Here is a 22,459-nt window from a genome sequence, read left to right on the forward strand (position 1 = left end):
GATCTGCATTTACTTAGAAAAATGTAGTTAGCGCACGCTTCAAATACCAGTTCCTGCTCACCATTTTTACTTTTCTTCAGCTTCGAAAATTTCCTCTACCGCCTTCATTTCATCATCCTGCAAAAGCATATACAATGTATCACCAGTTTTTAAGGTTAAACTCCCACTTGGTGGAACCGTATTCCCCTCTCGAAGAATCAACGTGATATTGACTGTTTCAGGCAAATGTAAGTCCTTTATTTTCTTGTCTGTAGCATTACTGTGTTCCGTTATTTGGTATTCAGCCACTTCAAGCTCTGTTTTCCCAACAGACAAGAGATCCATTGTGTAGATCGGATTTGTATTGGGAGTTGACACAAGTCCTAGCTTTGACGCAACTTTAGGAATGGTAGTCCCTTGAATAAGTGTGGATGTCAGCACAACAAAGAAAACAATATTAAAGTACAAGGCACTGTTTTCCAGATCTGCAAGTAAAGGAAAAAGTGCAAGTACGATTGGTACGGCTCCGCGCAGGCCAGACCAGGATAAGAAAAGTTTCTCTTTGAATTTAAACTTCATTCCTGTAACAGAGAGGAAGGCGGCTACCGGCCGGGCAATGAACATTAAAATCAAGGACAGAAATAGCCCTTTTACCATAATACTAAAGCTGAATACATCACTTGGTGCAACAAACAATCCCAGTATGACGAACAATCCAATTTGAGCAATCCAGCTAAAGCCCTCATTAAATCGCAAAATCGGACTTCGTTGTTTTAATTGCGAATTTCCAATTACAAGCGCGGTTACATATACAGCAAGTAAACCACTCGCATTCAAGAGGGAACCGATACTGTATGCTAAATATGCAAAGGATATGGCAAGTAATGGGTATAGTCCACTCGAGGATAGTTTGATCCGGTAAAGAGATTTGCTGGCAATTTTCCCAATTAACAGACCAATGAGCAAGCCTCCGCCCATCTGCAAAATAAATTGCCCAATAAACTCCAGAAGCCCCGTTCCTTCTTGGTTCACAACTGAAATTAAAGCTGTAGTAAGGAAAACTGCCATGGGGTCATTGGCGCCAGATTCCCCTTCCAAAGTAGCTTCCAATCGATTGGAAATATTTTTACCTGCAAGCATGGCGAATACGGCTGCAGCATCGGTAGAGCCAACAAGTGCACCCATTAGAAATGCTTCGGCCCAGTTTAAATCAAATAGAAAATAAGCTGCCACCCCAACCAGGGCACTTGTTAGTAGCACACCAACTGTGGCAAGGGATATAGCAGGTGCAGCCACAGGTCGAATCGTTTTCCACTGTGTCTGCATCCCACCATCAAACAAGATAATGACGAGGGCCATCATCCCGACAAGCTGTGCAATTTCTGGGTTACTAAAATTTATAATTCCCAGTATGTCACTGCCGGCAATCATTCCAAATAAAATAAAAAACAGAAGAGATGGAGCATTTACTTTAACGGAAAATTGTACCGCCAGAATACTGCAAATTAATAAAAGTGAAACGATAAGTATAAATAAATTTGAGTTATAGATTTCTTGTATCATAGCTCTCTCCATGTTCTATGTTGTTTTAATAACTTATTTATACCCTTTTTCATTCAGATTGACACTTCAGTAAAGGTTTGCGATTTTCTGACTAGTTCTTATACAATGAAGGTAGAATACTACAATTTTCGAGGAGGATATGCATGATCACAAGCTTGCAGGATACCGTAACATTGAACAATGGTGTAAAGATGCCGGGATTTGGCCTTGGTGTATACAAAGTAGAGGACGGGAAAACCGTGGTCGATGCTGTGAAGGCGGCATTGCAGCATGGATATCGTAGTATTGATACAGCGTCCTATTATGAAAATGAAGAGGGCGTTGGTCAGGCGATAAGAGAATCTGGTGTACCGAGAGAGGATATTTTTGTTACATCAAAAGTTTGGAATGATGAACAAGGCTATCATAAAACGAAGCAAGCCTTTGAGAGAAGTGTACAGAAACTTGGTTTAGATTACCTGGATTTATACCTAATTCATTGGCCAGCTAGAGATCTCTACACTGAGACCTGGAGAGCAATGGAGGAATTGTATAACGAAGGGAAAGTGCGCGCGATTGGTGTGAGTAATTTTCATCAACAACATCTCGAACACTTACTCGAAAATGCAGCAGTAAAACCTGTTGTAAACCAAGTCGAATACCATCCGCACCTTACACAGACAGCCCTTCAGTCGTATTGTAAAAAAGAAGCCATTCAACTGGAAGCATGGGCACCATTAAAAAGAGGTCGCTTGCTTGAAGATCCAACTCTTGCGGAGATTGGGCATAAGTATGGGAAGACTCCAGCACAGGTTATTTTACGCTGGGACATTCAACACGACATTATTACCATTCCTAAATCAACGAATCCAGAACGAATTGCAGCCAATGCAGACGTGTTTGACTTTTCGTTGACTGATGAGGAAATGCGTCTCATTGATGCGATGGATTGCAATGATCGAACAGGGAAAAACCCCGACAACATCTAATTTTTCAGCTTAAAAGAGCAGAGTACATCTGGTGAATCCAAAGATGTGCCCCTGCTCTTTTTATGCCTTTTTCTTTCCACTTTCCAACAGGTAACTTAGTGCCCCAAGAGCCACCCCTAATACAGCACCGCCAACAACTTCAATAGGCATATGACCCAACATCTCTTTCAGTTCTTTTTCCTGTTTTTTGTAATTGATATCTGGATGTTTGTCAGCGAAATGCTCTACTTGTTCGTATAAATCATTTACGGCAATTGCTGTTTGCCCAGCTTGCCAGCGAATCCCCATTGCATCGTACATAACGATTAGTCCGAAGATACTACAAATCCCAAAATCCATCGAAGAAACCCCATTCTTCATGCCCACATATGTAGTAAGGGAAGTAACAGCAGATGAATGGGAACTAGGCATGTCACCAGATCCAAACGTTTTTTTCCAATCCCATTGTCCTGTCTCCACATAGTGAAGGGGGACTTTTAATAATTGAGCAGCTCCAATACCTAACAAAGCAGTCGTCAATCCACGATTTAACATAAACTCACCTCCATCTTAAGTTGGACAGTAGAAGAATATTTATTCATAAATTCTAGGTCGAATCATGTCTGAAATGTTTAAAAGCCATTCATTTTTCTTCGATTTCCATACCTTGTTTTCCCGAAATTTATTAGAAAATAACCTGCCGACAAAAACTATCTCTGAAGCATTTTATTTCTACCATCAAAAAAATTCTCTTTCACAAAAACAAAAAAATACATTGAACTATTAGAAAATTAGGCATATAATGTTTCGAAAGAAAGGTAGGGATACTAGATGGATAAAGATTTGCGAATTAAAAGTAAAGTTTTCAGTGAAGGTGCAATGAAAGCACCAAATAGAGCAATGCTTCGTGCAGTTGGTGTGACCGAAGAGGATTTCAAAAAGCCGATGATTGGGATTGCGAGTACGTGGAGTGAGGTTACGCCTTGTAATATACATATTAATGATTTAGCGCTGAGTAGTAAAAAAGGTGCTCGGGACGCTGGCGGGGTCCCCCTCATTTTCAACACCATCACGGTTTCGGATGGAATCTCCATGGGGACTCAGGGGATGCGTTACTCCCTACCGAGCCGGGATGTCATTGCCGACTCAATTGAAACAGTCGTTGGGGCAGAAAATCTTGATGGTTTTGTCGCGATTGGTGGATGTGATAAAAATATCCCAGGCTGTATGATCGCAATTGCTAATGCTGAGCTACCAGCCGTTTTTGTATACGGAGGTACGATTGCACCAGGCCGACATAACGGTAAAAATATTGACCTTGTCTCCGTGTTTGAAGGTGTTGGGAAGCATAATAATAACGCCATTGATGACAAAGAATTGCATAACATCGAGTGTAATGCATGTCCTGGTGCGGGAGCTTGTGGTGGGATGTATACTGCCAACACGATGGCTTCGGCAGTAGAAGCGATGGGAATGTGTCTTCCAGGAAGTTCCTCAAACCCAGCAGAGTCCGCTGAAAAGCATGCAGATTGTGAAGATGCTGGAAAAGCTGTTTATCACTTGCTCGAAAAAGGAATTTACCCGAAAGATATTATGACAAAAGAAGCATTTGAAAATGCAATCACTGTCGTTATGGCTTTAGGTGGCTCCACGAACGCGATTCTGCATTTGCTCTCTATTGCGCATGCAATGAAAGTAGATTTGACTATTGATGATTTTAATAGAATTCAAGAAAAGACACCACATCTTGCTGACCTAAGACCGAGTGGAAAATATGTTATGCAGGACCTGCACAGAGTTGGCGGAGTACAAGCTGTCATGAAGTTATTGCATGAAAATGGCTACTTGCATGGGGACTGTCTAACCGTTACCGGAAAAACCATTGCCGAAAATCTAGAGGACGCACCATCGTTGTCTGAAGGCCAAGAGGTTATTATGCCGTTTAGTAACCCGAAAAGGGCAGATGGTCCGCTCATCGTACTCAAAGGGAATCTGTCCCCAAGCGGAGCTGTAGCGAAGGTTTCTGGCGTGAAGGTTAACCGACATACAGGGCCAGCACGCGTTTTTGATACAGAAAAAGAAGCGACAGCGGCAGTTATGGACAACCAGATTAACGAAGGAGATGTCTTGGTAATCCGCTATGTTGGACCAAAAGGTGGGCCAGGCATGCCTGAAATGCTCTCGATTTCTGCTATTCTTGTCGGAAAAGGACTTGGTGAAAAAGTAGCACTGCTTACAGACGGCAGATTTTCCGGAGGGACCCACGGCCTTGTCGTAGGGCATATCTCACCTGAAGCCCAGGCTGGTGGCCCAATCGCATTCCTCAAGGAGGGCGACATGGTCACGATCGATTCTGATAAAAAGGAAATTAGCATGGAAGTAAGTGCTGAAGAACTTGAAGAACGGAAGAGCAATTGGACAGCACCACCGTTGTACAAGCGAGGAATTCTAGGGAAGTATGCCCACAATGTTTCCTGCTCTTCCAAAGGTGCCGTTACCGATTTTTTAGATAAATAGTTTGATAAGAAGCTCCCCCCAATAGCTGGGAGGAGCCTTTTTTGAGAACGACTTGGTATTGGCTAAGAGTGTGCACCATCGCTTTTGAGTGTTGTAACATCGACAGAGAGCACCGCAACATCACCTTCCAGCACCATAACCAAACTAACTCCGATTCCCACACAAACACTACCCCCAACAAGATACGATCATCACACCAATATATCACTATATAAAAACAAATAACCCCAAATAACGGCATGAAGTCTAAAAACAACCGACAGCAATATATTAATTAAACAAAATTTAACTTTTAACCGGAACCACAATAATTCAACCAATATATTGCAATGTAACGTAATTGTAACATTCTAGATGTTTCCCTACCTGACAAGCATGAAAGCGCATTCAAATTAACAGAGTTATCTAAACAAATAAAAAACTTCGAAAAAGCTGTTGACTGTTGATTTAAAACGGTATATGATTATCCGCAATATCAAATATTCAAACTTTATTGAACAAAGCAACAAAATGACTATCAACTTTTAAACAAAACAACACAAAACTATAGGTTAACTCGATGACGGGAGCAAAGGAACAAACGCAATGTATTCACAGAGAGCTGGGGTTGCTGGAAGCCCAGAAGTACATTTTGTTCTGACATCTTCCCTGAGTGCCGCGTTGAACGGAATGATTCCAAGTAGGCACGGTCAGGTACAGTGTATGTGCCTGTTATCAATTAGACTGTTTATCAGTCTTAAAGGTAGTATTCGTGAGGATGCTATAAAACCTGGGTGGTACCGTGAAAAGATGGCTCTTTTCTCCCCAATAATTCTGCTAATTTGCGCAGTTTTAGGGGAGAGAAGGGCCTTTTTTTGATAGTAAAGCAAATGGGGGAGGCATGTAGTAGTGAAACTTGATGTAAAACAGGAACCGAAAAGTGAAACAGAATTTATGACAGGTGCAGATTTGTTCATCCAGACTTTGGTTGATGAACAAGTGGACACCATATTCGGATATCCTGGCGGGGCTGTTCTGCCAATCTATGATGCGGTGTACAGAAGTAAGGCAGCTTTTAAACACGTCCTTTCCCGGCATGAGCAGGGATCAATCCATGCAGCGGAAGGATACGCGAGAGTAACAGGGAGGCCAGGTGTTGTGATTGCAACTTCCGGGCCTGGCGCAACAAATCTTATTACGGGGATAACGGATGCCATGATGGATTCCTTACCACTCGTTATTTTTACCGGACAGGTGGCCAGTGGTGTTATTGGAACGGATGCATTTCAGGAGGCAGATGTACTGGGAATTACAACACCAATAACGAAATACAACTATCAGGTGAAAACGATCGAGGAATTACCACGAGTTGTCAAAGAAGCTTTTCATATCGCTTCTACTGGCCGTCCCGGTCCTGTAGTAGTGGATATTCCAAAAAACATATCAGCTGAAGTAACGGCTGGGTCTTATCCGAACACTTTTTCACTGCCAGGTTACCAGCCAAATGTGAATCCGAATCCATTACAAATTACGAAGCTAGCGGAGGCTTTAAGTCATGCTAAGAAGCCGCTCATCCTAGCAGGAGCAGGAGTACTCTTTTCAAAAGCCTCAGCAGAATTAAAGGAATTCGCTGAAAAATACGAGCTGCCTGTTGCCAATACATTACTCGGTTTGGGAAGCTTTCCAGGCTCCCACCCCCAAATGCTTGGAATGGCCGGGATGCATGGAACCTATGCAGCAAACATGGCTTTATATGAATGTGATGTATTGCTAAACATTGGAGCACGATTTGATGACCGACTGACTGGGAATTTACAGCATTTCGCTCCACATGCCAAGGTTGCCCATATTGACATTGACCCAGCTGAAATCGGCAAAAATATTCCAACTGCTATCCCAGTCGTAGCGGATGCCAAGGCTGCATTACAAGCACTATTAACAAAGGACATTAAAACAGACCATGAAGATTGGCAAAAAGGATTACAGCACAACAAACTGACATTTCCACTCTGGTATGACCGATCAGATGAGTTGCTTTCTCCGCAGTGGCTTATCGATCAAATTCACAAAATTTCGGAAGGGGACGCGATCATTACAACAGATGTGGGGCAGCATCAAATGTGGACGGCACAGTATTATTCCTTCGATAAGCCAAACAAGTGGGTTACATCAGGCGGACTTGGCACGATGGGATTTGGTTTCCCAGCAGCAATTGGCGCACAGCTCGGTGCACCAGATGAATTGGTTGTAGCAGTGGTAGGAGATGGTGGTTTTCAAATGACCTTACAAGAGCTTTCCGTCTTGAAGGAACAGCAGCTGCCAGTAAAAGTCATCATCGTAAACAACCAGGCATTAGGGATGGTAAGACAGTGGCAGGAAAGCTTTTACGAGGAACGTTACTCAGAATCACTTTTCATCGAGAACCCGGATTTTGTTAAACTTGCTGAAAGCTACGGAATCAAAGGCATACGAATAGAAAAGGAGACAGACGCACCCGAAATGCTAGAAGAGGTTTTCTCCTATAACGGGCCAGTAGTTGTAGATTGTCGGGTTGTCCAAAAGGAATGTGTCTATCCGATGATTGCACCAGGAAAAGGGCTCCATGAAATGATTGGGGTGAAGAGATGAAGCGCATCATTACAGCCACTGTGCAAGACCGGAGCGGGGTGCTAAACCGCATTACCGGCATGCTGCATAAACGGCAATTTAATATTGACAGTATCTCAGTTGGGAAATCAGAGACTGAGGGCATTTCGAAAATGACATTTGTTATTGAGGTAAGTGATCATCAAAACCTCGAACAACTGACAAAACAGCTGAACAAACAAATCGATGTGATCAAAGTATCGGACATTACCGACAAAGCAATTGTTGCCAGAGAGCTTGCCCTCATCAAAGTAGGAAGCAATGGGCATCAGCGGGCTGAAATTCAAGGGATCATCTCCCCGTTTCGGGCTTCGGTAATAGATGTAAGCAAGGAAAGTATGACCATACAGGTAACGGGAAAACCCGACAAAGTGGAAGCACTTATTGAGCTGCTCCATCCATACGGCATTAAGGAGTTGACCAAAACAGGCGTCACCGCATTCTTAAGAGGACATCAACCTAAAACTGTAACAGATTTACATGCCACGCCATTATAAAATGAAACGTCATTTGGTGTGTTGCCAGTTAAGACGGGATAAAAACTTGAGGAGGAATATAAAATGACAAAAGTACGCTATGAAAATGATATTCAAACAGAGGTATTGAAAGACAAGAAAATCGCGGTAGTTGGCTATGGCTCACAGGGGCATGCCCATGCGTTAAACCTAAGAGAAAGCGGCTATGATGTCGTTGTTGGGCTAAGACCAGGAAAATCACAACAAAAAGCAGAGGAAGATGGCTTTGATGTCCATTCTGTAGCAGAAGCTGTTAGCCAGGCAGATGTGGTAATGGTTCTATTGCCTGACGAACATCAGACAGCCGTTTACACAGAAAGCATTAAATCTAACCTGCAGCCAGGAAATGCCATTGCTTTTGCTCATGGCTTTAACATTCATTTTAGCCAAATTGTTCCTCCAGAAGATGTGGATGTTTTCTTAGTAGCACCAAAAGGACCAGGACATCTCGTACGTAGAACCTATGAGGGGGGCGCTGGTGTTCCAGCATTGTTCGGTGTATATCAGGACGTAACAGGAAATGCTGCAGAGCTGGCACTAGCGTACGCCCAAGGAATTGGTGCAGCAAGAGCGGGTGTGCTGGAAACAACATTCCAAGAAGAAACCGAAACAGATCTGTTTGGTGAGCAGGCAGTATTGTGCGGCGGCCTTACAAGCTTAATCAAAGCAGGGTTTGAGACTTTAACAGAAGCAGGCTATCAGCCAGAAGTTGCTTACTTTGAATGTCTGCACGAAATGAAACTTATCGTGGACTTGATTTATGAAGGTGGACTTGAAAACATGCGCTATTCTATCTCTGACACAGCACAATGGGGTGATTTTGCTTCTGGGCCAAGAATTGTCGATGAGGATACAAAAGCTCGGATGAAAGAAGTTCTTACAGACATCCAAACTGGTGAATTTGCCAAAGGGTGGATTTTGGAAAACCAAGCAAACAGACCAAAATTCAATGCAATTAATAAAAAAGAAAACAACCACCAAATCGAAAAAGTTGGAAAGGAGTTACGTGATTTAATGCCTTTTGTTAAGCAACCACTTCAAGCAAAACAATCTAAGCAAAAGGATGTGAAAGAGCATGTCACGAATTAAAATTTTCGATACAACCCTTCGAGACGGCGAACAGTCACCTGGTGTGAATCTGAATCAACTAGAAAAACTGGAGATCGCCAAACAACTAGAGCGATTTGGAGTGGATAGGATGGAGGCAGGGTTTCCTGCTTCCTCCAAAGGAGACTTTCAAGCTGTTAAAGCCATTGCTGACACGATAAAAAACACCTCGGTTACAGCTTTAGCTCGTACCGTCAAGTCAGATGTCGATACAGCATGGGAAGCGTTGAAGGGGGCAGAATATCCAAGCATCCATCTATTCTTGGCTACTTCCCCGATTCATATGACGTATAAATTGAAAAAGACTCCAGAACAGGTGATGAATACGGCAGTCGAAATGGTCACATATGCGAAAACGAAATTCCATGATGTTCAATGGTCAGCAGAGGATGCTTCCAGATCGGATTTAGATTTTTTGGCGCAAATCATTGAACGTGTCATCAACGCAGGCGCAACCGTGATCAATTTGCCAGATACAGTTGGATATACGACGCCAGCTGAATATGGGCGGATGTTCCAGTATATAAAAGAAACTGTGCCAAACATTGACCAAGTGCACCTATCTTGTCATTGTCATAATGACCTCGGTATGGCAGTTGCCAATTCACTAGCCGCTGTGGAAAATGGTGCGACGCAGATCGAAGGAACGATCAATGGAATTGGGGAGCGGGCAGGCAATGCCTCCTTAGAAGAAGTTGCCGTCGCGTTAAAGGTTCGCTCTGATTTTTATCCTTATACGACAGGATTAAAACTGGAAGAAACAAAACGAACAAGCGACCTTGTAGCAAAATTAACGGGTATGTATGTGCAGGCAAATAAAGCAGTAGTAGGGCGCAACGCCTTTGCTCATGAATCTGGCATCCACCAAGACGGTGTTTTGAAGCACGCTTCAACCTATGAAATTATGACACCTGAAATGGTCGGTGTAAAAGCAAATAACCTGGTTCTTGGCAAACACTCAGGACGACATGCGTTTAAGGATAAAGTCAAAGAGCTCGGCATGGAGCTTAGTGAAGAAAAGCTTAAAAGTGCCTTCGATGCATTCAAGCAATTAACCGATCACAAAAAGGAAGTAACGGATGATGATCTGTTTACGATCCTCATGGAGGTTCAAACAGATACGACTTCTGTTAACAAGTACCAGCTCGAAATGTTCCAGGTTCAATATGGTACAGCGAATATTCCAACTGCTACCGTTTTGTTGCACACCCCTGATGGAAGAGCAGTTCAAACAGCTTGCACCGGACAGGGAAGTGTCGAAGCTGTATACCGGACATTGGATGAGTTAATTTCTGAGAATCTTAAACTTATAGATTATCAACTTAGTTCTGTAGGCGGGGGAAAGGACGCCTTGGCCGAATCACATGTCCAGCTTGAGGTGAATGGGCAAGCGGTAAACGGAAGAGGAACAGCACAGGATGTCATCGAAGCATCTGCCAACGCCTTTTTGAACGCGGTCAATCGTTATATCGTCAGACAGCATTCACAAGAAAGCAATGTGGTCGCATCGGAAACGTAAAATAGAATGGAGGAGAAGCGTATGAATAAACAAATTATCCTGCTACCAGGTGATGGTATTGGAAAAGAAATTATGGAGTCAGCGAAGTATGTGTTAAATACAGTGGCAAGCGAATTTGGTCATCGTTTTACCTTCCATTCCCATGCAATTGGCGGGGATGCTATCGATCAGTATGGAACCCCGTTACCGGATGATACGATCAATGCGTGCGAACAAGCAGATGCTATTTTACTAGGAGCTGTTGGTGGGAAGAAATGGGAAGCACTTCCAGGCAATATCCGACCAGAGCAAGGTTTACTCGGCATTCGAAAAAAGCTGGGCCTTTTTGCTAACTTAAGGCCAATTCAAGGGTTCGCACCACTTCTTCATGCTTCCCCACTAAAAGAAGAAGTGGTGAATGGAAGTGATATTCTAATTATCCGCGAATTGACGGGTGGTCTTTACTTCGGAAAACCGAGTGAACGAATCAAAGACGGGAAGGCAGTCGTTGACACCCTTTATTATGAACGCAGTGAAATGGAACGGATTGTCGAAAAAGCATTTGAAAGTGCAAGACTTAGACGTAAACACCTTACCTCTGTTGATAAAGCAAATGTTTTAGAGTCTAGTAGACTTTGGAGAGAAGTAGTTAATGAGAAAAGCAAGGAATATCCTGACGTAACAGTTGAGCATATGCTTGTGGATGCTGCTGCCATGAAGCTGATTACAGCACCAACCCAATTTGATGTCATCGTAACCGAAAATCTATTTGGCGATATTTTAAGTGATGAAGCATCCGTGTTAACCGGATCGCTCGGCATGCTACCATCAGCAAGTATTCGCTCAGACGGAGTCGGGTTGTATGAACCAGTTCATGGATCAGCACCAGACATTGCCGGAAAAGGGATCGCGAATCCACTTGGCATGATCCTTTCCGCTGCTTTAATGCTAAGACATTCCTTGCAAATGGAAGAAGAGGCAAATGAAATAGAAGAAGCGGTTAGAGCATGCCTTGAACAGGGCTACCATACAGCTGATTTGTCAGTAAAAAATGGCAAGCAGGTTGGAACCAAAGAAATGACAGAGGCTGTAGTCGAAAACATCACGACAAAAAGTGTTTCCGATAGTATTTGCAGTACCTATGCCTAAGTCGAGGAGGTGGCATAATGGATAAACCAAAAACAATTATTGAAAAAATTTGGCAAAAACATATTGTGCATCAGGAAGAGGGAAGACCAGACCTGTTATATATTGATCTCCACCTTGTTCATGAAGTTACATCGCCGCAAGCTTTTGAGGGGCTACGTTTAAATGGACGTAAGGTGCGTAGACCGGATTTAACGTACGCAACGATGGATCATAATGTTCCAACTAAAAACAGGGACAGCATGAAAGATGAGATTGCTAAAAAACAAATGCAGACATTAAAAGAGAACTGTGATGCGTTTGGGATTCCACTCGCTGATATGCAGCATCCTGACCAGGGAATCGTGCACGTAATCGGGCCGCAACTAGGCCTTACACAACCAGGTAAAACCATTGTTTGCGGGGATAGCCATACCTCGACACATGGTGCATTTGGTGCTTTGGCCTTTGGAATCGGCACAAGCGAAGTAGAACATGTACTGGCAACGCAGAGTATTTGGCAAGAAAAACCAAAGACCTTAAATGTCCATGTAGAAGGCGATCTTGGCCCTGGTGTAACAGCTAAGGATTTGATTCTAGCTATCATCGCGAAGTTTGGTGTTCGTTTCGGCACAGGCCATGTAATGGAATATACCGGTGAAGCAATCCGTAATTTGTCTATGGAAGGTCGCATGACGGTTTGCAATATGTCGATTGAAGCAGGAGCGAGAGCAGGACTAATTAGCCCTGATGAAACAACAGTAAATTTCCTAAGAGGGAAAGAGTATGTGCCAGATGGCGAAGCTTTTGATCAGCTGGCAGATTCCTGGTTGGCATTAGCTACAGATGAGGGCGCAGAATATGATCACCGCGTGGTCATCCATGCAGATGAGATAGAGCCTCAAGTTTCCTGGGGAACCAACCCAGGCATGTGTGTTCCAGTAAGTGGTAAGACGCCTGATTTAACACAGGTTGAATACAAAGAAGATGTAGCACGTGCCCTGGATTATATGGGACTCGAAGAAAATCAGCCGATTACCTCCATTAACATTGACCATGTTTTCATTGGTTCTTGTACGAACTCTAGGTTAAGTGATTTACAAAAAGCGGCTTCGATTGTTGCTGGGAAGAAGGTAAGTGAAAACGTGCGGGCCATCGTCGTACCAGGTTCCTTCAGCATAAAATTACAAGCCGAAAAAGAAGGACTGGACACGATCTTTAAAGAAGCTGGATTCGAATGGCGGGAAGCAGGATGTAGCATGTGCCTGGCAATGAATGATGATGTTGTGCCACCAGGCGGAAGGTGTGCCTCCACCTCTAACCGAAATTTTGAAGGTAGACAAGGAAATGGTGCCCGTACTCATTTAGTAAGTCCAGAAATGGCTGCAGCAGCTGCGATCGAAGGCCATTTTGTTGACGTCAGAAACTATACAAGTGTACCGAGCTAGGAGGTGGGTCGAAATGCAGGCATTACAGGAGCATGAAGGATTAGTCTATCCATTAAACCGAACGAATGTAGACACAGACCAAATTATACCGAAGCAATTTTTAAAGCGAATTGAACGCACTGGTTTTGGGCAGTTTTTATTTTACCATTGGCGCTATGATGATGATGGGCTGAAGCGTCAGGATTTTTCCTTAAATGATCCAGCTTACGATGGTGCTTCTATCCTTGTGGCTGGTGAAAATTTCGGCTGCGGCTCTTCGCGTGAGCATGCCCCATGGGCCTTGTTGGATTATGGCTTTCAGGTTGTGATCGCCCCAAGCTTTGCGGATATTTTTTATAACAACGCATTGAAAAATGGCATTTTACCGATTCAGATGGAGAAGGATCAAGTTGATGCCTGGCTCGCACAAGCGCAACAATCCGAATTAGTATTAAAGGTTGTATTGGAAGAGCAAAGCATCACGGATCGGACAGGAAAGAAAATATCCTTCGAGATTCCGTCATATCATAAAAAGAAGCTATTAAATGGCTGGGATGATATTGCGTTAACCCTGCACCACGAGGAGAAGATTGTAGCATTCGAAAAGCAATAGCTGATTCCAGGTCTAAAAATTTCAAGGAGTGTGAAACCATTGGGGATTGCTTAACAGGTGAAAAGGTTCATACCGCATTAGGAATTTTACGTCCTATTGTTCACCGAACACCGATCATTACGTCAGAAACTACAAATCGCATCGTAGGAAAAAACGTTTATTTTAAAATGGAAAACCAGCAAAAAACAGGGGCATTTAAATTTAGAGGGGCAACCTTTAAGTTGATGCAGTTATCGAAGCAGGAACGAAACAAGGGTGTTATCACTGCGTCTGCAGGAAATCATGCCCAAGGAGTCGCTTACGCAGCAGCGAAGCTCGGAATTAAGGCAACCATTTTTATGGCAGAAAAAACACCTTCAGCTAAGGTTCAGGCAACGAAAAACTACGGAGCAGAAATTGTTTTGACAGGGGAATCATTTCAGGAAGCCTATGATGCCTCACTGAAAAGGCAAATGCAAACAGGAGCTGTCTATATTCATCCCTTCGATGATTATGATGTCATGGCAGGTCAGGGAACGATCGCCATGGAAATGCTAAAACAAGAAGACCGGCTTGATACCATCTTGGTCCCAATTGGCGGGGGCGGGTTAATTAGTGGCATCGCAGTTGCTGCAAAATATGTAAACCGAAACATTAAAATTATTGGCGTCCAGGCAGAGGGCGCGTCGGCAATGTATGATAGCTTTTATAAAGGAAAAGACGTTAGGCTGCAATCCGTCAACACCATTGCAGAAGGCATTGCAGTTAAACAACCCGGTAAGCGCACCTTACCCATTATTAGAGAATACGTAGATGATATCCTCACCGTGACGGATGAGGAAATTGCCTCCGCCATTGTTTATATGCTGGAGCGAAACAAAACCTTAATGGAAGGCGCAGGAGCTGCCGCTATCGCAGCATTGTTTGCACACCATCAACATATCAAGTCTAGACACCTAGGAGTTGTCGTCAGTGGTGGCAACATGGACATCAGCACCATGGCGAAAATCCAACATATGGCAGAGAGGCTGCATCACCCCGCATAAAAAGAGACGTCCTCCAGTGTGAGGGCGTCTCTTTTTGGGTGCTGTAAAGTTATAGAAATGCGAAGTCGCGTGGGAGTGGAGAGAAGTTGCGTGAGAATAGAGTGAAGTCGCGTGGGAGAAGAGGCAAGTCGCGTAGGAGTGGAGAGAAGTTGCGTGAGAGTAGAGTGAAGTCGCGTGAGAGCAACACCAAACCAAAGAGACGCGACGCGAGTCCAAAGAGACGCAACGCCTTCCCGAGGAGGCGCGGCGCAAGTCCAAAGAGAAGCACTGACATCCCGAAGCGACGCAACACCACCCAAAGAGACGCACCGCCTTCCCGAGGAGACGCACCACCTCCCCGAAGCGACGCACCCCCCAAAAAAAAAGCGACGCACCCCTCAATACCTAAGTCGCCAGGTTACTTGCTTACAACTTCTGACCATAGTACTTGTCCAATGAAAAACCGCGACCAAGTATTTCCGAAGCATTAATGAAAATAACGAATGTAGTTGGCTCTTCTTTTTGTAAAATACGTTTCAGTTGCACAGCTTCTTGCTGTTCTGTCACGCAAAGAATCATCGTCTTATCCTGATTGGAATAGCCACCAACAGAGCGCACCTTGGTAATCCCCCTGTCGATTCCATCTCGAATTATTTGCTGAATTTTCTCTTCTTCTTCTGTGATAATCATAATTAATTTTGTAGCAGAGGTACGTAGCTGGACAATATCAATTGTTTTACTTGTAATATAAATTGCCATTAAGGCAAACAATGTGAGCTCAAGGCTGAACACAACAATAGAAGCAGTGACAACAAAGCCATCGACAATTAACTGAGAATAACCACTTGAGATCCCTGTGAATTTTTTTACGATTTGGGCGATGGCGGCCGTTCCACCAGTAGAGCCATTCCCTTTATAGACGATGCCAAGGCCTGTACCTAGGACAATTCCTCCATAAATCGCACCTAATAGTGGATTTGTAACGGTATACGGAATATCAGCGGAAAGCCAGATGATAAACGGTACCCAAAACGTGCCAATCAACGTTTTCCAGCTAAAGCTTTTTCCAAGTGCAATCCAGCCGATAATGAAAATTGGAATATTGATAAGCAATTGTGTATAAGCAGGACTTAATTCATACATTTCAAATAAGATGGTACTAATCCCTGAAATTCCACCTGCAGCTAGCTTTGAAGGTAATAAAAAGACATTATAACTTAACGCAACGAGTGTAGCACCAATAATAATTTTCAGCGCATCATTCACCGCACGGTTTTTATGTAATATGTTCATATACGATCTCCTTCATATAAAGTGAACCTTCAATCAGTGGGGCGGGCATTCTTCCCCCACTGATTGTTAGTTGAACGAATCGGGGTGTTAGCGTCCGTTTTCTCCCACTTAAGCACCACGGTTTTGTCTCATGTTTTGAAGTGGGAGTCTTACGGACGGTTGCACCGGGATAAAAAACTGATGACTGATCTATTCTATCATTATGCTGATAGAGAGTAAATCACACGTGAGATGAAGGAGGGAGAAATGCGCAACGCTAGAAAGACTCTTACCAAAAGAAAAAAGACTACCAACTAGGTAATCTTTCAAGTAAGAATTTATCGTGCAACAGCCTCTGCTCGCTGCATCTTCCGTACCACCGCTTCCGTGAAATCCCTTGTCGTACGCGGTAGCATGGTCCGTAGCATCGTGTTCACCATCGGTCCAATTAGTCCCTTGGCCGTGATGTGCAGATAGCCGGTCATTTTAACTGTCGAATTTGTTAATTCCTCTGCGTGGAAATAGCCATCGCCGGAAAAATTCTCGTTTATTCCTTTGAGAGTAAAGGAGATACGAGCAGGCTCCTGCCATTCCTGAATGTCAATTCTAAGGCACACCGTCTTATGTACCACGCCTGCATCCCCGCGAAAAGTCCACGTTGACTGCCTCTCATTAAGGATTTTATGTTCCACATAACCCGGAACCAAGGTTGCCCAATTCGTAATATTACTAATAAACGACCATGTATTACGAATGGGAAGATCTACTTCCAGCTGATGAACTCCACTCGGCATTGCTGTCCCTCCCTGATGTTAATAACACACTTTACTATCCTATGTAGGAGGGGAATTTTTAGAAGTTGTTTATAAAAAATACTTGGAGCAAAGTGAATCAAGAGCACTCCAAAGTGAATCGAGAGCACCTCAAAGTGAAACCAAAGCACCCCACAGTGAAACCATAACACCAATTAAACATCTACACAATTCAACTTCCTCAACTTGAGAACACGTTAAAAAAGGTCTATGCTATTAATGGATAGATTGCTAACAAGAGGAGTTTGCCTAATGAAAATAAAAGCTTACGGGCTACGTATCGCCACAATAATTTATGCTATTTTACATTTTTTAACTTACTTTTTCCCATCAGACATCCTGTTAACTGTCCTAGCTATCAGTGGCTTTGCTATTTTATTGTTTGCCTTTCTGCATTTTGGACTGAAGGGTTTCAAGCTGCCACTCATGCTATTTCTTATCGGATTGGTTGTACTCTCATATGCAAACAATTTTACCCTTTCCGACATCTATGCTGGTTTTTTACAAATGCGGGACATTATTGGACTGCTTATTATCGTCCCAATGATCAGCTGGGTTTTGCGTGTAGAGGCCTATATGGAGGCAATTCTTTCACGAGCACATCATGCGATTAACACGAGCAGAAAATTTTATTTTTCTGCCATGGTATTTACGCAGGTGATATCTTATTTCTTACTTTTTGGAGCCATTCCCATGGTGTATCAGTTTATTAATGATATTTTAAAGGGTGAAAAAGGGGAGGGCTGGGAAAATTTCAAAGGGACCGCTGTGCTCCGATCTTTTGCCCTTTCTACCATGTGGGTTGTCAGCATACCGAGCTTTATATTTGCAGTTGAAACGATGAAGGCTTCGCTTTGGCTTGCCATTATCCAAGGGATGGTCATCGCTGCGCTTGGTATAGGGATATCAGTTGTTTTCTCCATCAGGGATGAAAAGAAATATGGCCTTGACATCACAACCGTTTTACAAGGGAAAATCGCTGGAATTTTGCAAAGCGCTTCATCTAAGAAGGTTAGTCGGAAACTTGTTATGGAATTTTTGTTTTTATTCGTGACGTTATTCGGCACTATTTTTGCATTGCATGGGTTCTTTGGGCTTGAGTTAATGATGACCATCCCCATTGTCATTTTCTTTTGGAGCTTGTTGTATTACGCAATAAAACGGCGACCAGGTAAATTCATGGAAGAAGCGCACCATTACACAAAAGAAGGAATGCTGAAACAATCCTATCAGCTTAGTATCATGCTGGGAGCGGGTGTGCTGATCTCAGCTCTAAACCAGACGGGATTCGGCACATCTATTGTAGATGGTGTTTATTACTTGCAGCAGCATATTCCGTTTCTTAATTTCCTTTATTTGCTGCCATTTATCGTTATCTTACTCGGGTTCTTAGGGCTAGGTCCCCTGACCGTTATGGTTCTAGTTGCCGGGATTCTCGAATCCATTGCTCTGCCATATCCACCAGAACTCATCGTGCTTGCGGTAACATCAGGTAGCGTTATTTCTATCTTGCTTTCCCCACTTATTATGCCGGTTATTGTGCTTAGCGCATCCAACGGGTTGAATGGGTTTAAAAATGGGATTAAGTTTAATTTGGGGTATGCCATTGTGTTTTATATCCTTGTGCAATGCTATATCCAGACCATGATTCATGTGATTTAGAAAAACAATAGGTTTAGGAGGACAAATTTTAATATTGGTCCTCCTATTGTGATTAATTTCGAAACATTTTAACTTTGTAGCCGTATTAGGTTATGAAGGGAATTAACCAATAAAGGTGGGTGTTCCATGGAAAGTCAAAGAGTGAAGAACGTAGTAAATAGTATTGAAGAAATAAGTAACAATGTTGATGAACAGGTTGCCACAGAACTTGAATTAGAAAAATTTAATCGAATCATAAACAGATTAGATTCTTTCTCAAATGAATGTGAAGAGTGTGAACAGTATTTTACTGACTTAGAGTCCCATATTAAGGACCTTTTGGAAAAGAACAGCACGATCACAGAAGATGATATTAAACATCACAAACAAAAAATAAATAACAGCAGTACTCACCTTATGAAAAAACACAATTTAGTAACAAGCGGCTTTTATTTCAGCGTATATATGCCCATAGGAACAAGCTTAGGTGTCGTATTTGGGCTCCTTATATTTGAAAATATTGGGATAGGATTACCACTTGGTGTTGGACTTGGTGTCGCCATCGGCGCAGCATTAGATGCAAATGCCAAGAAAAAGGGGCTGGTTTTGTAACTTATAAGGACTGCGATTACCAAGGAATAGAAGGAATTATAAATGGAAAAGACTTCTCATATGGTTACATTTGAAAAGACTATAAATGTCGTTAATCAACTAACAGAAGAGGATGCGAAGTGAAACTAGAAGTAGTAGATAGAATATCAACTTTATATCACCGTATACCCGAATTAAATAAGTTAAGGAAAAAACATATAGAAAATGAATAACTGTCCCTCAAGCCTGCAACGAACCACAGAACATCTCTAGTTATATCCAATATTCAATTCACCCAATGTAAATCCCTGGTTAAATTGTCCCGATTTAGTAATAGGATAAGCTTTCTATCTCATATCAACTAGTAAGGGCATTCTAGAAAAACTCCCACTTGCTCGTCTTTTAGTAAATGCACTCGTTGTGCTTATACTTGGAAGTTTGCTATGTCGACTTTGGCCTAAGATTTTACATTTTCCTAAAGTAAATATGAGGAGGTTCTCTTGTGAAAACACTTGGTAGAATTACGGTTTCCTTATTGTTTATTTTGTTAATTGGGTTACTTCGTGACACGATCCAAGCACAACCTCTTGAACAGCCCATCCCAGATCCTGTGTTAGTAGAAGAAGGCGGAGCGTATTCTCTAAATGGCAAGGCTAGTAATGGAAATGACGAGATACCAGGGGAATGGTATGCAGGTGATACACCAACAAACCTGATCGCAGATGCTCCTGTATTGCTATTCGTTCCCGGACTGAATAATGTTGCACAGATTTTCTGGGAAGATAATGATATGTACCAGACGGCCTTGGAAGCGGGTTATCAGACCGCATTTATTCAGCTGTATGATGCTGGTGGGGCTTCCGCGGATATGTGGGACAATGGTCAACTCCTAGCCGAAAAAATTGAAGAAATTGCGGCACATTTTTCGAATAAACCAATCACCATTATTGCGTACAGTAAAGGTGGTGTGGATGCACAGACGGCTCTTACCTATTATGGTGCTGGGCAATATGTGGAAAATGTGATTACCCTTTCTAGTCCACACCATGGTTCACAGCTTGCAGATCTAGCGGATAGTAGTTGGGCTGGCTGGCTTGCTGATTTGATTGGCGCTCAAGGGGAAGGAACCTCAGCAATGGAAACAGGGTATATGGCATACTTTCGTTCGATAACAGATGCAGAACCTACCGCGTCAGCTCATGATTATTATACAATTGGCGGGACAAATTGGGGCTCTATGTTTTCGTCTACCTGGTTTGGTGGGATGTACTTAAATAGCTATGGGGACAATGATGGAGTAGTGACGACAAGTAGCAGCCAGCTCCCAGTAGGGCAGTTGCTCGAAATCGGTAACTGGAACCATACAACCGTACGATCTGGCGCAACATTTTCCATATTTGAAGATGTTATTGCAGGGAACAGCCTGAGCAGTCTAACGCAGAATACTCCTATTTATGAAGAGGCAATCGAAGCGAAGGGAGCCCGCAATCAATGGGTTACAGGTGGAGAATTGGGAAATGGGACGGAGGAAAAGGTCCCTCTATTCATGGATGAAACAATCAAACAGACATCGTTTCAGCTCCTAACAGCAGAGCCGTTATCTAGAATAGAACTAACGAATCCTTCCGGTAAAACAGTGCAAGTGAAGCCAAAAGTAACGGAGAACAAGGAAGGATATTTCATCAACGCAATCGACCACCATTTTTCACTCGCAGATTTACAGGTAGGGAAATGGGAGCTTCGCTTGAAAAGCGCCCAAGCGAATGCGTACCTTCTTATTGCCGATTATGACGAAAAAGCTTTTGTAACTGTGTCAGCAGAAAACCTTGTAGAAACAAGCCATATCCCATTTGCTGTCACAACCGATCCTATGTATGTGAAACCCGAAACAGTAAAGGCAACCTATTACATTAAGGAGTCTGGTGCAGCTCCTGAGCTAGTTACCACCTATGAAAATAACACAAGTCTGTCACAGACAATTCCGTTGCAAAAAAAGAATCAAAGCTATGTCATTACCACAGAAGTGGAAGGCACCACCAAACAAGGGAATACATTTAAACGGACGTTCATTAATTCAGTATACCGTGCCGATTAGCAAAAAGGTCCTGTAGTTTCTCATGCAGGGCCTTTTCAATTAGAGCTAGGGAGCAATTATGTGGTTGGAATTTTGAAGAAGTCCCACTATAAATCGCTAAAAGACTAATGAATGCTCGTTTTTCTAACAAGAATAGGAAAGTTTATGAATTTCAGCTCCATATCGTTCCTTGACAAGAACGGCCACGTCCAGCTCCAGCGCCCAGAGACTAGGCGACTTCACGTATCGCCCTACAATAAGTCATCATCGGCTCGTGACCTCACCGTGATTCCTTTATCTCAGTTGATTCGTTCCACTCACTACGTCTCTAAACGGGCTCTTGCGCTTTTGTTACATACATTTTAGGAGGTTTATAATTCAGAATATGAATGAGTTGTCGAGACATATAGGTGGTGGAAGCAGTAAAGTCGTCCTTAATCCAATCCAAAATCAGTCCCCAAATACCATAGGCGCGAAAAGTCGTAAATAAATGGTAATTGATGTGGTCCTCCTGTGGTGTTAAAAGCTTCAAATCCTCGTTAAATAGCTGAATAATTGTATGAATGAACCTGTTTTCAAAACCAGGAATTGCCTCCGAATGATTCCATAGTTTATAAAAGTGAGCATGCTCTAATATATAGTCAAATAACTGGATTTCAGAGACGGTTAGGTGAATCATGTTCAAGTGGTCCTTATTGAGGTAAGGGGCACGAAATGCTGTCACGAGCCCATCAAATAATTCTGTTTCAAGCTCTTCAACTAATGCTTCCTTGTATGGAAAGTGACGATAAAAGGTTGCCCGATTATAATCTGCATGATCCACAATATCTTTAACCGTAATGGAATGATATGCTTTCACTTCCATTAGTTGAATAAATGATTTCATTAACGTGCGTTTCGTTCTACGAATTCTTCGGTCTGCTTTTTTTAATTCTTGCATGACAACTTTCCCTCCTCAAAAACAACGAAAAACAACAAATTAACCAGAAACGTTGAAAACGCATACACTTGAGCGATTATTGCGGATTGAACCATGTAACCTATGACTTTTATAATAAGACAAAAGAACTTCTTTTCTTGCTTGTGGGAGTGCAACCCGATAAAAAGGCTTAATAAGAATATTCTAACATATTTTCCTGCGAGTGGTCT

The 22,459-nt window shown here is 42.8% G+C and carries 18 protein-coding genes; 13 read left to right on the forward strand and 5 right to left on the reverse strand.

Going from position 1 to position 22,459, the window contains the following annotated elements:
* Positions 1-66: 66 nt before the first annotated feature.
* Positions 67-1,542 (reverse strand): potassium/proton antiporter, encoded by a 1,476-nt coding sequence (locus K3T81_RS10195; RefSeq protein WP_238019805.1) that lies wholly within the window; start codon positions 1,540-1,542, stop codon positions 67-69.
* Between the two features lie 143 nt (positions 1,543-1,685).
* On the opposite strand from K3T81_RS10195, the gene K3T81_RS10200 reads away from it, so the two are divergent.
* Positions 1,686-2,510 carry an aldo/keto reductase gene (locus K3T81_RS10200; RefSeq protein ID WP_238019807.1) on the forward strand — a complete coding sequence of 275 codons (825 nt, stop codon included), beginning with the start codon at positions 1,686-1,688 and terminating at the stop codon, positions 2,508-2,510.
* 60 nt (positions 2,511-2,570) lie between these two features.
* Here the strand turns inward: K3T81_RS10200 and K3T81_RS10205 are convergent, their stop codons facing one another.
* A complete protein-coding gene (locus K3T81_RS10205; protein ID WP_238019808.1) occupies positions 2,571-3,044 on the reverse strand; it encodes a divergent PAP2 family protein in 474 nt (157 codons plus the stop codon).
* A 276-nt stretch (positions 3,045-3,320) separates the two neighbouring features.
* Between K3T81_RS10205 and ilvD the strand changes: the two genes are divergently transcribed.
* From ilvD to ilvA, 9 genes are all read left to right on the forward strand, one after another.
* Complete coding sequence (ilvD, locus tag K3T81_RS10210) at positions 3,321-5,006, forward strand: dihydroxy-acid dehydratase (RefSeq protein ID WP_106897519.1); 1,686 nt, start codon at positions 3,321-3,323, stop codon at positions 5,004-5,006.
* A gap of 888 nt (positions 5,007-5,894) precedes the next feature.
* Entirely contained in the window at positions 5,895-7,613 is a 1,719-nt protein-coding gene (gene ilvB, locus K3T81_RS10215; protein ID WP_238019809.1) for an acetolactate synthase large subunit, read from the forward strand.
* The gene (gene ilvN / locus K3T81_RS10220; protein WP_106897516.1) at positions 7,610-8,128 is read left to right on the forward strand and encodes an acetolactate synthase small subunit; all 519 of its coding nucleotides are present in this window, start codon (positions 7,610-7,612) and stop codon (positions 8,126-8,128) included. The genes ilvB and ilvN overlap by 4 nt, the downstream gene beginning before the upstream one ends.
* A 63-nt stretch (positions 8,129-8,191) precedes the next feature.
* A complete protein-coding gene (gene ilvC / locus K3T81_RS10225; protein WP_106897515.1) occupies positions 8,192-9,235 on the forward strand; it encodes a ketol-acid reductoisomerase in 1,044 nt (347 codons plus the stop codon).
* Positions 9,222-10,772, forward strand: a complete 1,551-nt coding sequence (locus K3T81_RS10230) for a 2-isopropylmalate synthase (RefSeq protein ID WP_238019810.1) — start codon at positions 9,222-9,224, stop codon at positions 10,770-10,772. Before ilvC ends, K3T81_RS10230 begins: the two co-directional genes overlap by 14 nt.
* 21 nt (positions 10,773-10,793) lie before the next feature.
* Positions 10,794-11,900, forward strand: a complete 1,107-nt coding sequence (leuB, locus tag K3T81_RS10235) for a 3-isopropylmalate dehydrogenase (RefSeq protein WP_238019811.1) — start codon at positions 10,794-10,796, stop codon at positions 11,898-11,900.
* 17 nt (positions 11,901-11,917) lie between these two features.
* The gene (gene leuC / locus K3T81_RS10240) at positions 11,918-13,324 is read left to right on the forward strand and encodes a 3-isopropylmalate dehydratase large subunit (protein ID WP_161464302.1); all 1,407 of its coding nucleotides are present in this window, start codon (positions 11,918-11,920) and stop codon (positions 13,322-13,324) included.
* A gap of 13 nt (positions 13,325-13,337) precedes the next feature.
* Positions 13,338-13,916, forward strand: a complete 579-nt coding sequence (leuD, locus tag K3T81_RS10245) for a 3-isopropylmalate dehydratase small subunit (protein WP_161464301.1) — start codon at positions 13,338-13,340, stop codon at positions 13,914-13,916.
* Between the two features lie 38 nt (positions 13,917-13,954).
* Positions 13,955-14,941 carry a threonine ammonia-lyase gene (gene ilvA, locus K3T81_RS10250; protein WP_261796576.1) on the forward strand — a complete coding sequence of 329 codons (987 nt, stop codon included), beginning with the start codon at positions 13,955-13,957 and terminating at the stop codon, positions 14,939-14,941.
* Positions 14,942-15,346: 405 nt separating this feature from the next.
* Here ilvA and K3T81_RS10255 read toward each other — a convergent pair whose 3' ends face one another.
* Together K3T81_RS10255 and K3T81_RS10260 are read right to left on the reverse strand one after the other, a co-directional pair.
* Positions 15,347-16,213, reverse strand: coding sequence for a YitT family protein (locus tag K3T81_RS10255; protein WP_238019812.1), 867 nt, complete (start codon positions 16,211-16,213; stop codon positions 15,347-15,349).
* 317 nt (positions 16,214-16,530) lie between these two features.
* The gene (locus tag K3T81_RS10260; protein ID WP_106897508.1) at positions 16,531-16,986 is read right to left on the reverse strand and encodes an SRPBCC family protein; all 456 of its coding nucleotides are present in this window, start codon (positions 16,984-16,986) and stop codon (positions 16,531-16,533) included.
* 270 nt (positions 16,987-17,256) lie between these two features.
* Here K3T81_RS10260 and K3T81_RS10265 point away from each other — a divergent pair, with 270 nt between their 5' ends.
* From K3T81_RS10265 to K3T81_RS10275, 3 genes are all read left to right on the forward strand, one after another.
* On the forward strand, positions 17,257-18,666 hold the full coding sequence (locus tag K3T81_RS10265; protein ID WP_238019814.1) for a hypothetical protein: 1,410 nt from the start codon (positions 17,257-17,259) through the stop codon (positions 18,664-18,666).
* 126 nt (positions 18,667-18,792) lie between these two features.
* Positions 18,793-19,257: a glycine zipper domain-containing protein gene (locus tag K3T81_RS10270; RefSeq protein ID WP_238019816.1), complete on the forward strand. Its 465-nt coding sequence runs from the start codon at positions 18,793-18,795 to the stop codon at positions 19,255-19,257.
* Positions 19,258-19,738: 481 nt separating this feature from the next.
* A complete protein-coding gene (locus K3T81_RS10275) occupies positions 19,739-21,331 on the forward strand; it encodes an esterase/lipase family protein (protein WP_238019818.1) in 1,593 nt (530 codons plus the stop codon).
* Between the two features lie 307 nt (positions 21,332-21,638).
* Here the strand turns inward: K3T81_RS10275 and K3T81_RS10280 are convergent, their stop codons facing one another.
* Positions 21,639-22,250, reverse strand: coding sequence for a TetR/AcrR family transcriptional regulator (locus tag K3T81_RS10280; protein WP_238019820.1), 612 nt, complete (start codon positions 22,248-22,250; stop codon positions 21,639-21,641).
* Positions 22,251-22,459 lie beyond the last annotated feature (209 nt).

The organism is Oceanobacillus jordanicus (genome assembly GCF_022095695.1).
In the GTDB taxonomy this organism is placed as follows: Bacteria; Bacillota; Bacilli; order Bacillales; family Amphibacillaceae; genus Oceanobacillus_B; species Oceanobacillus_B jordanicus.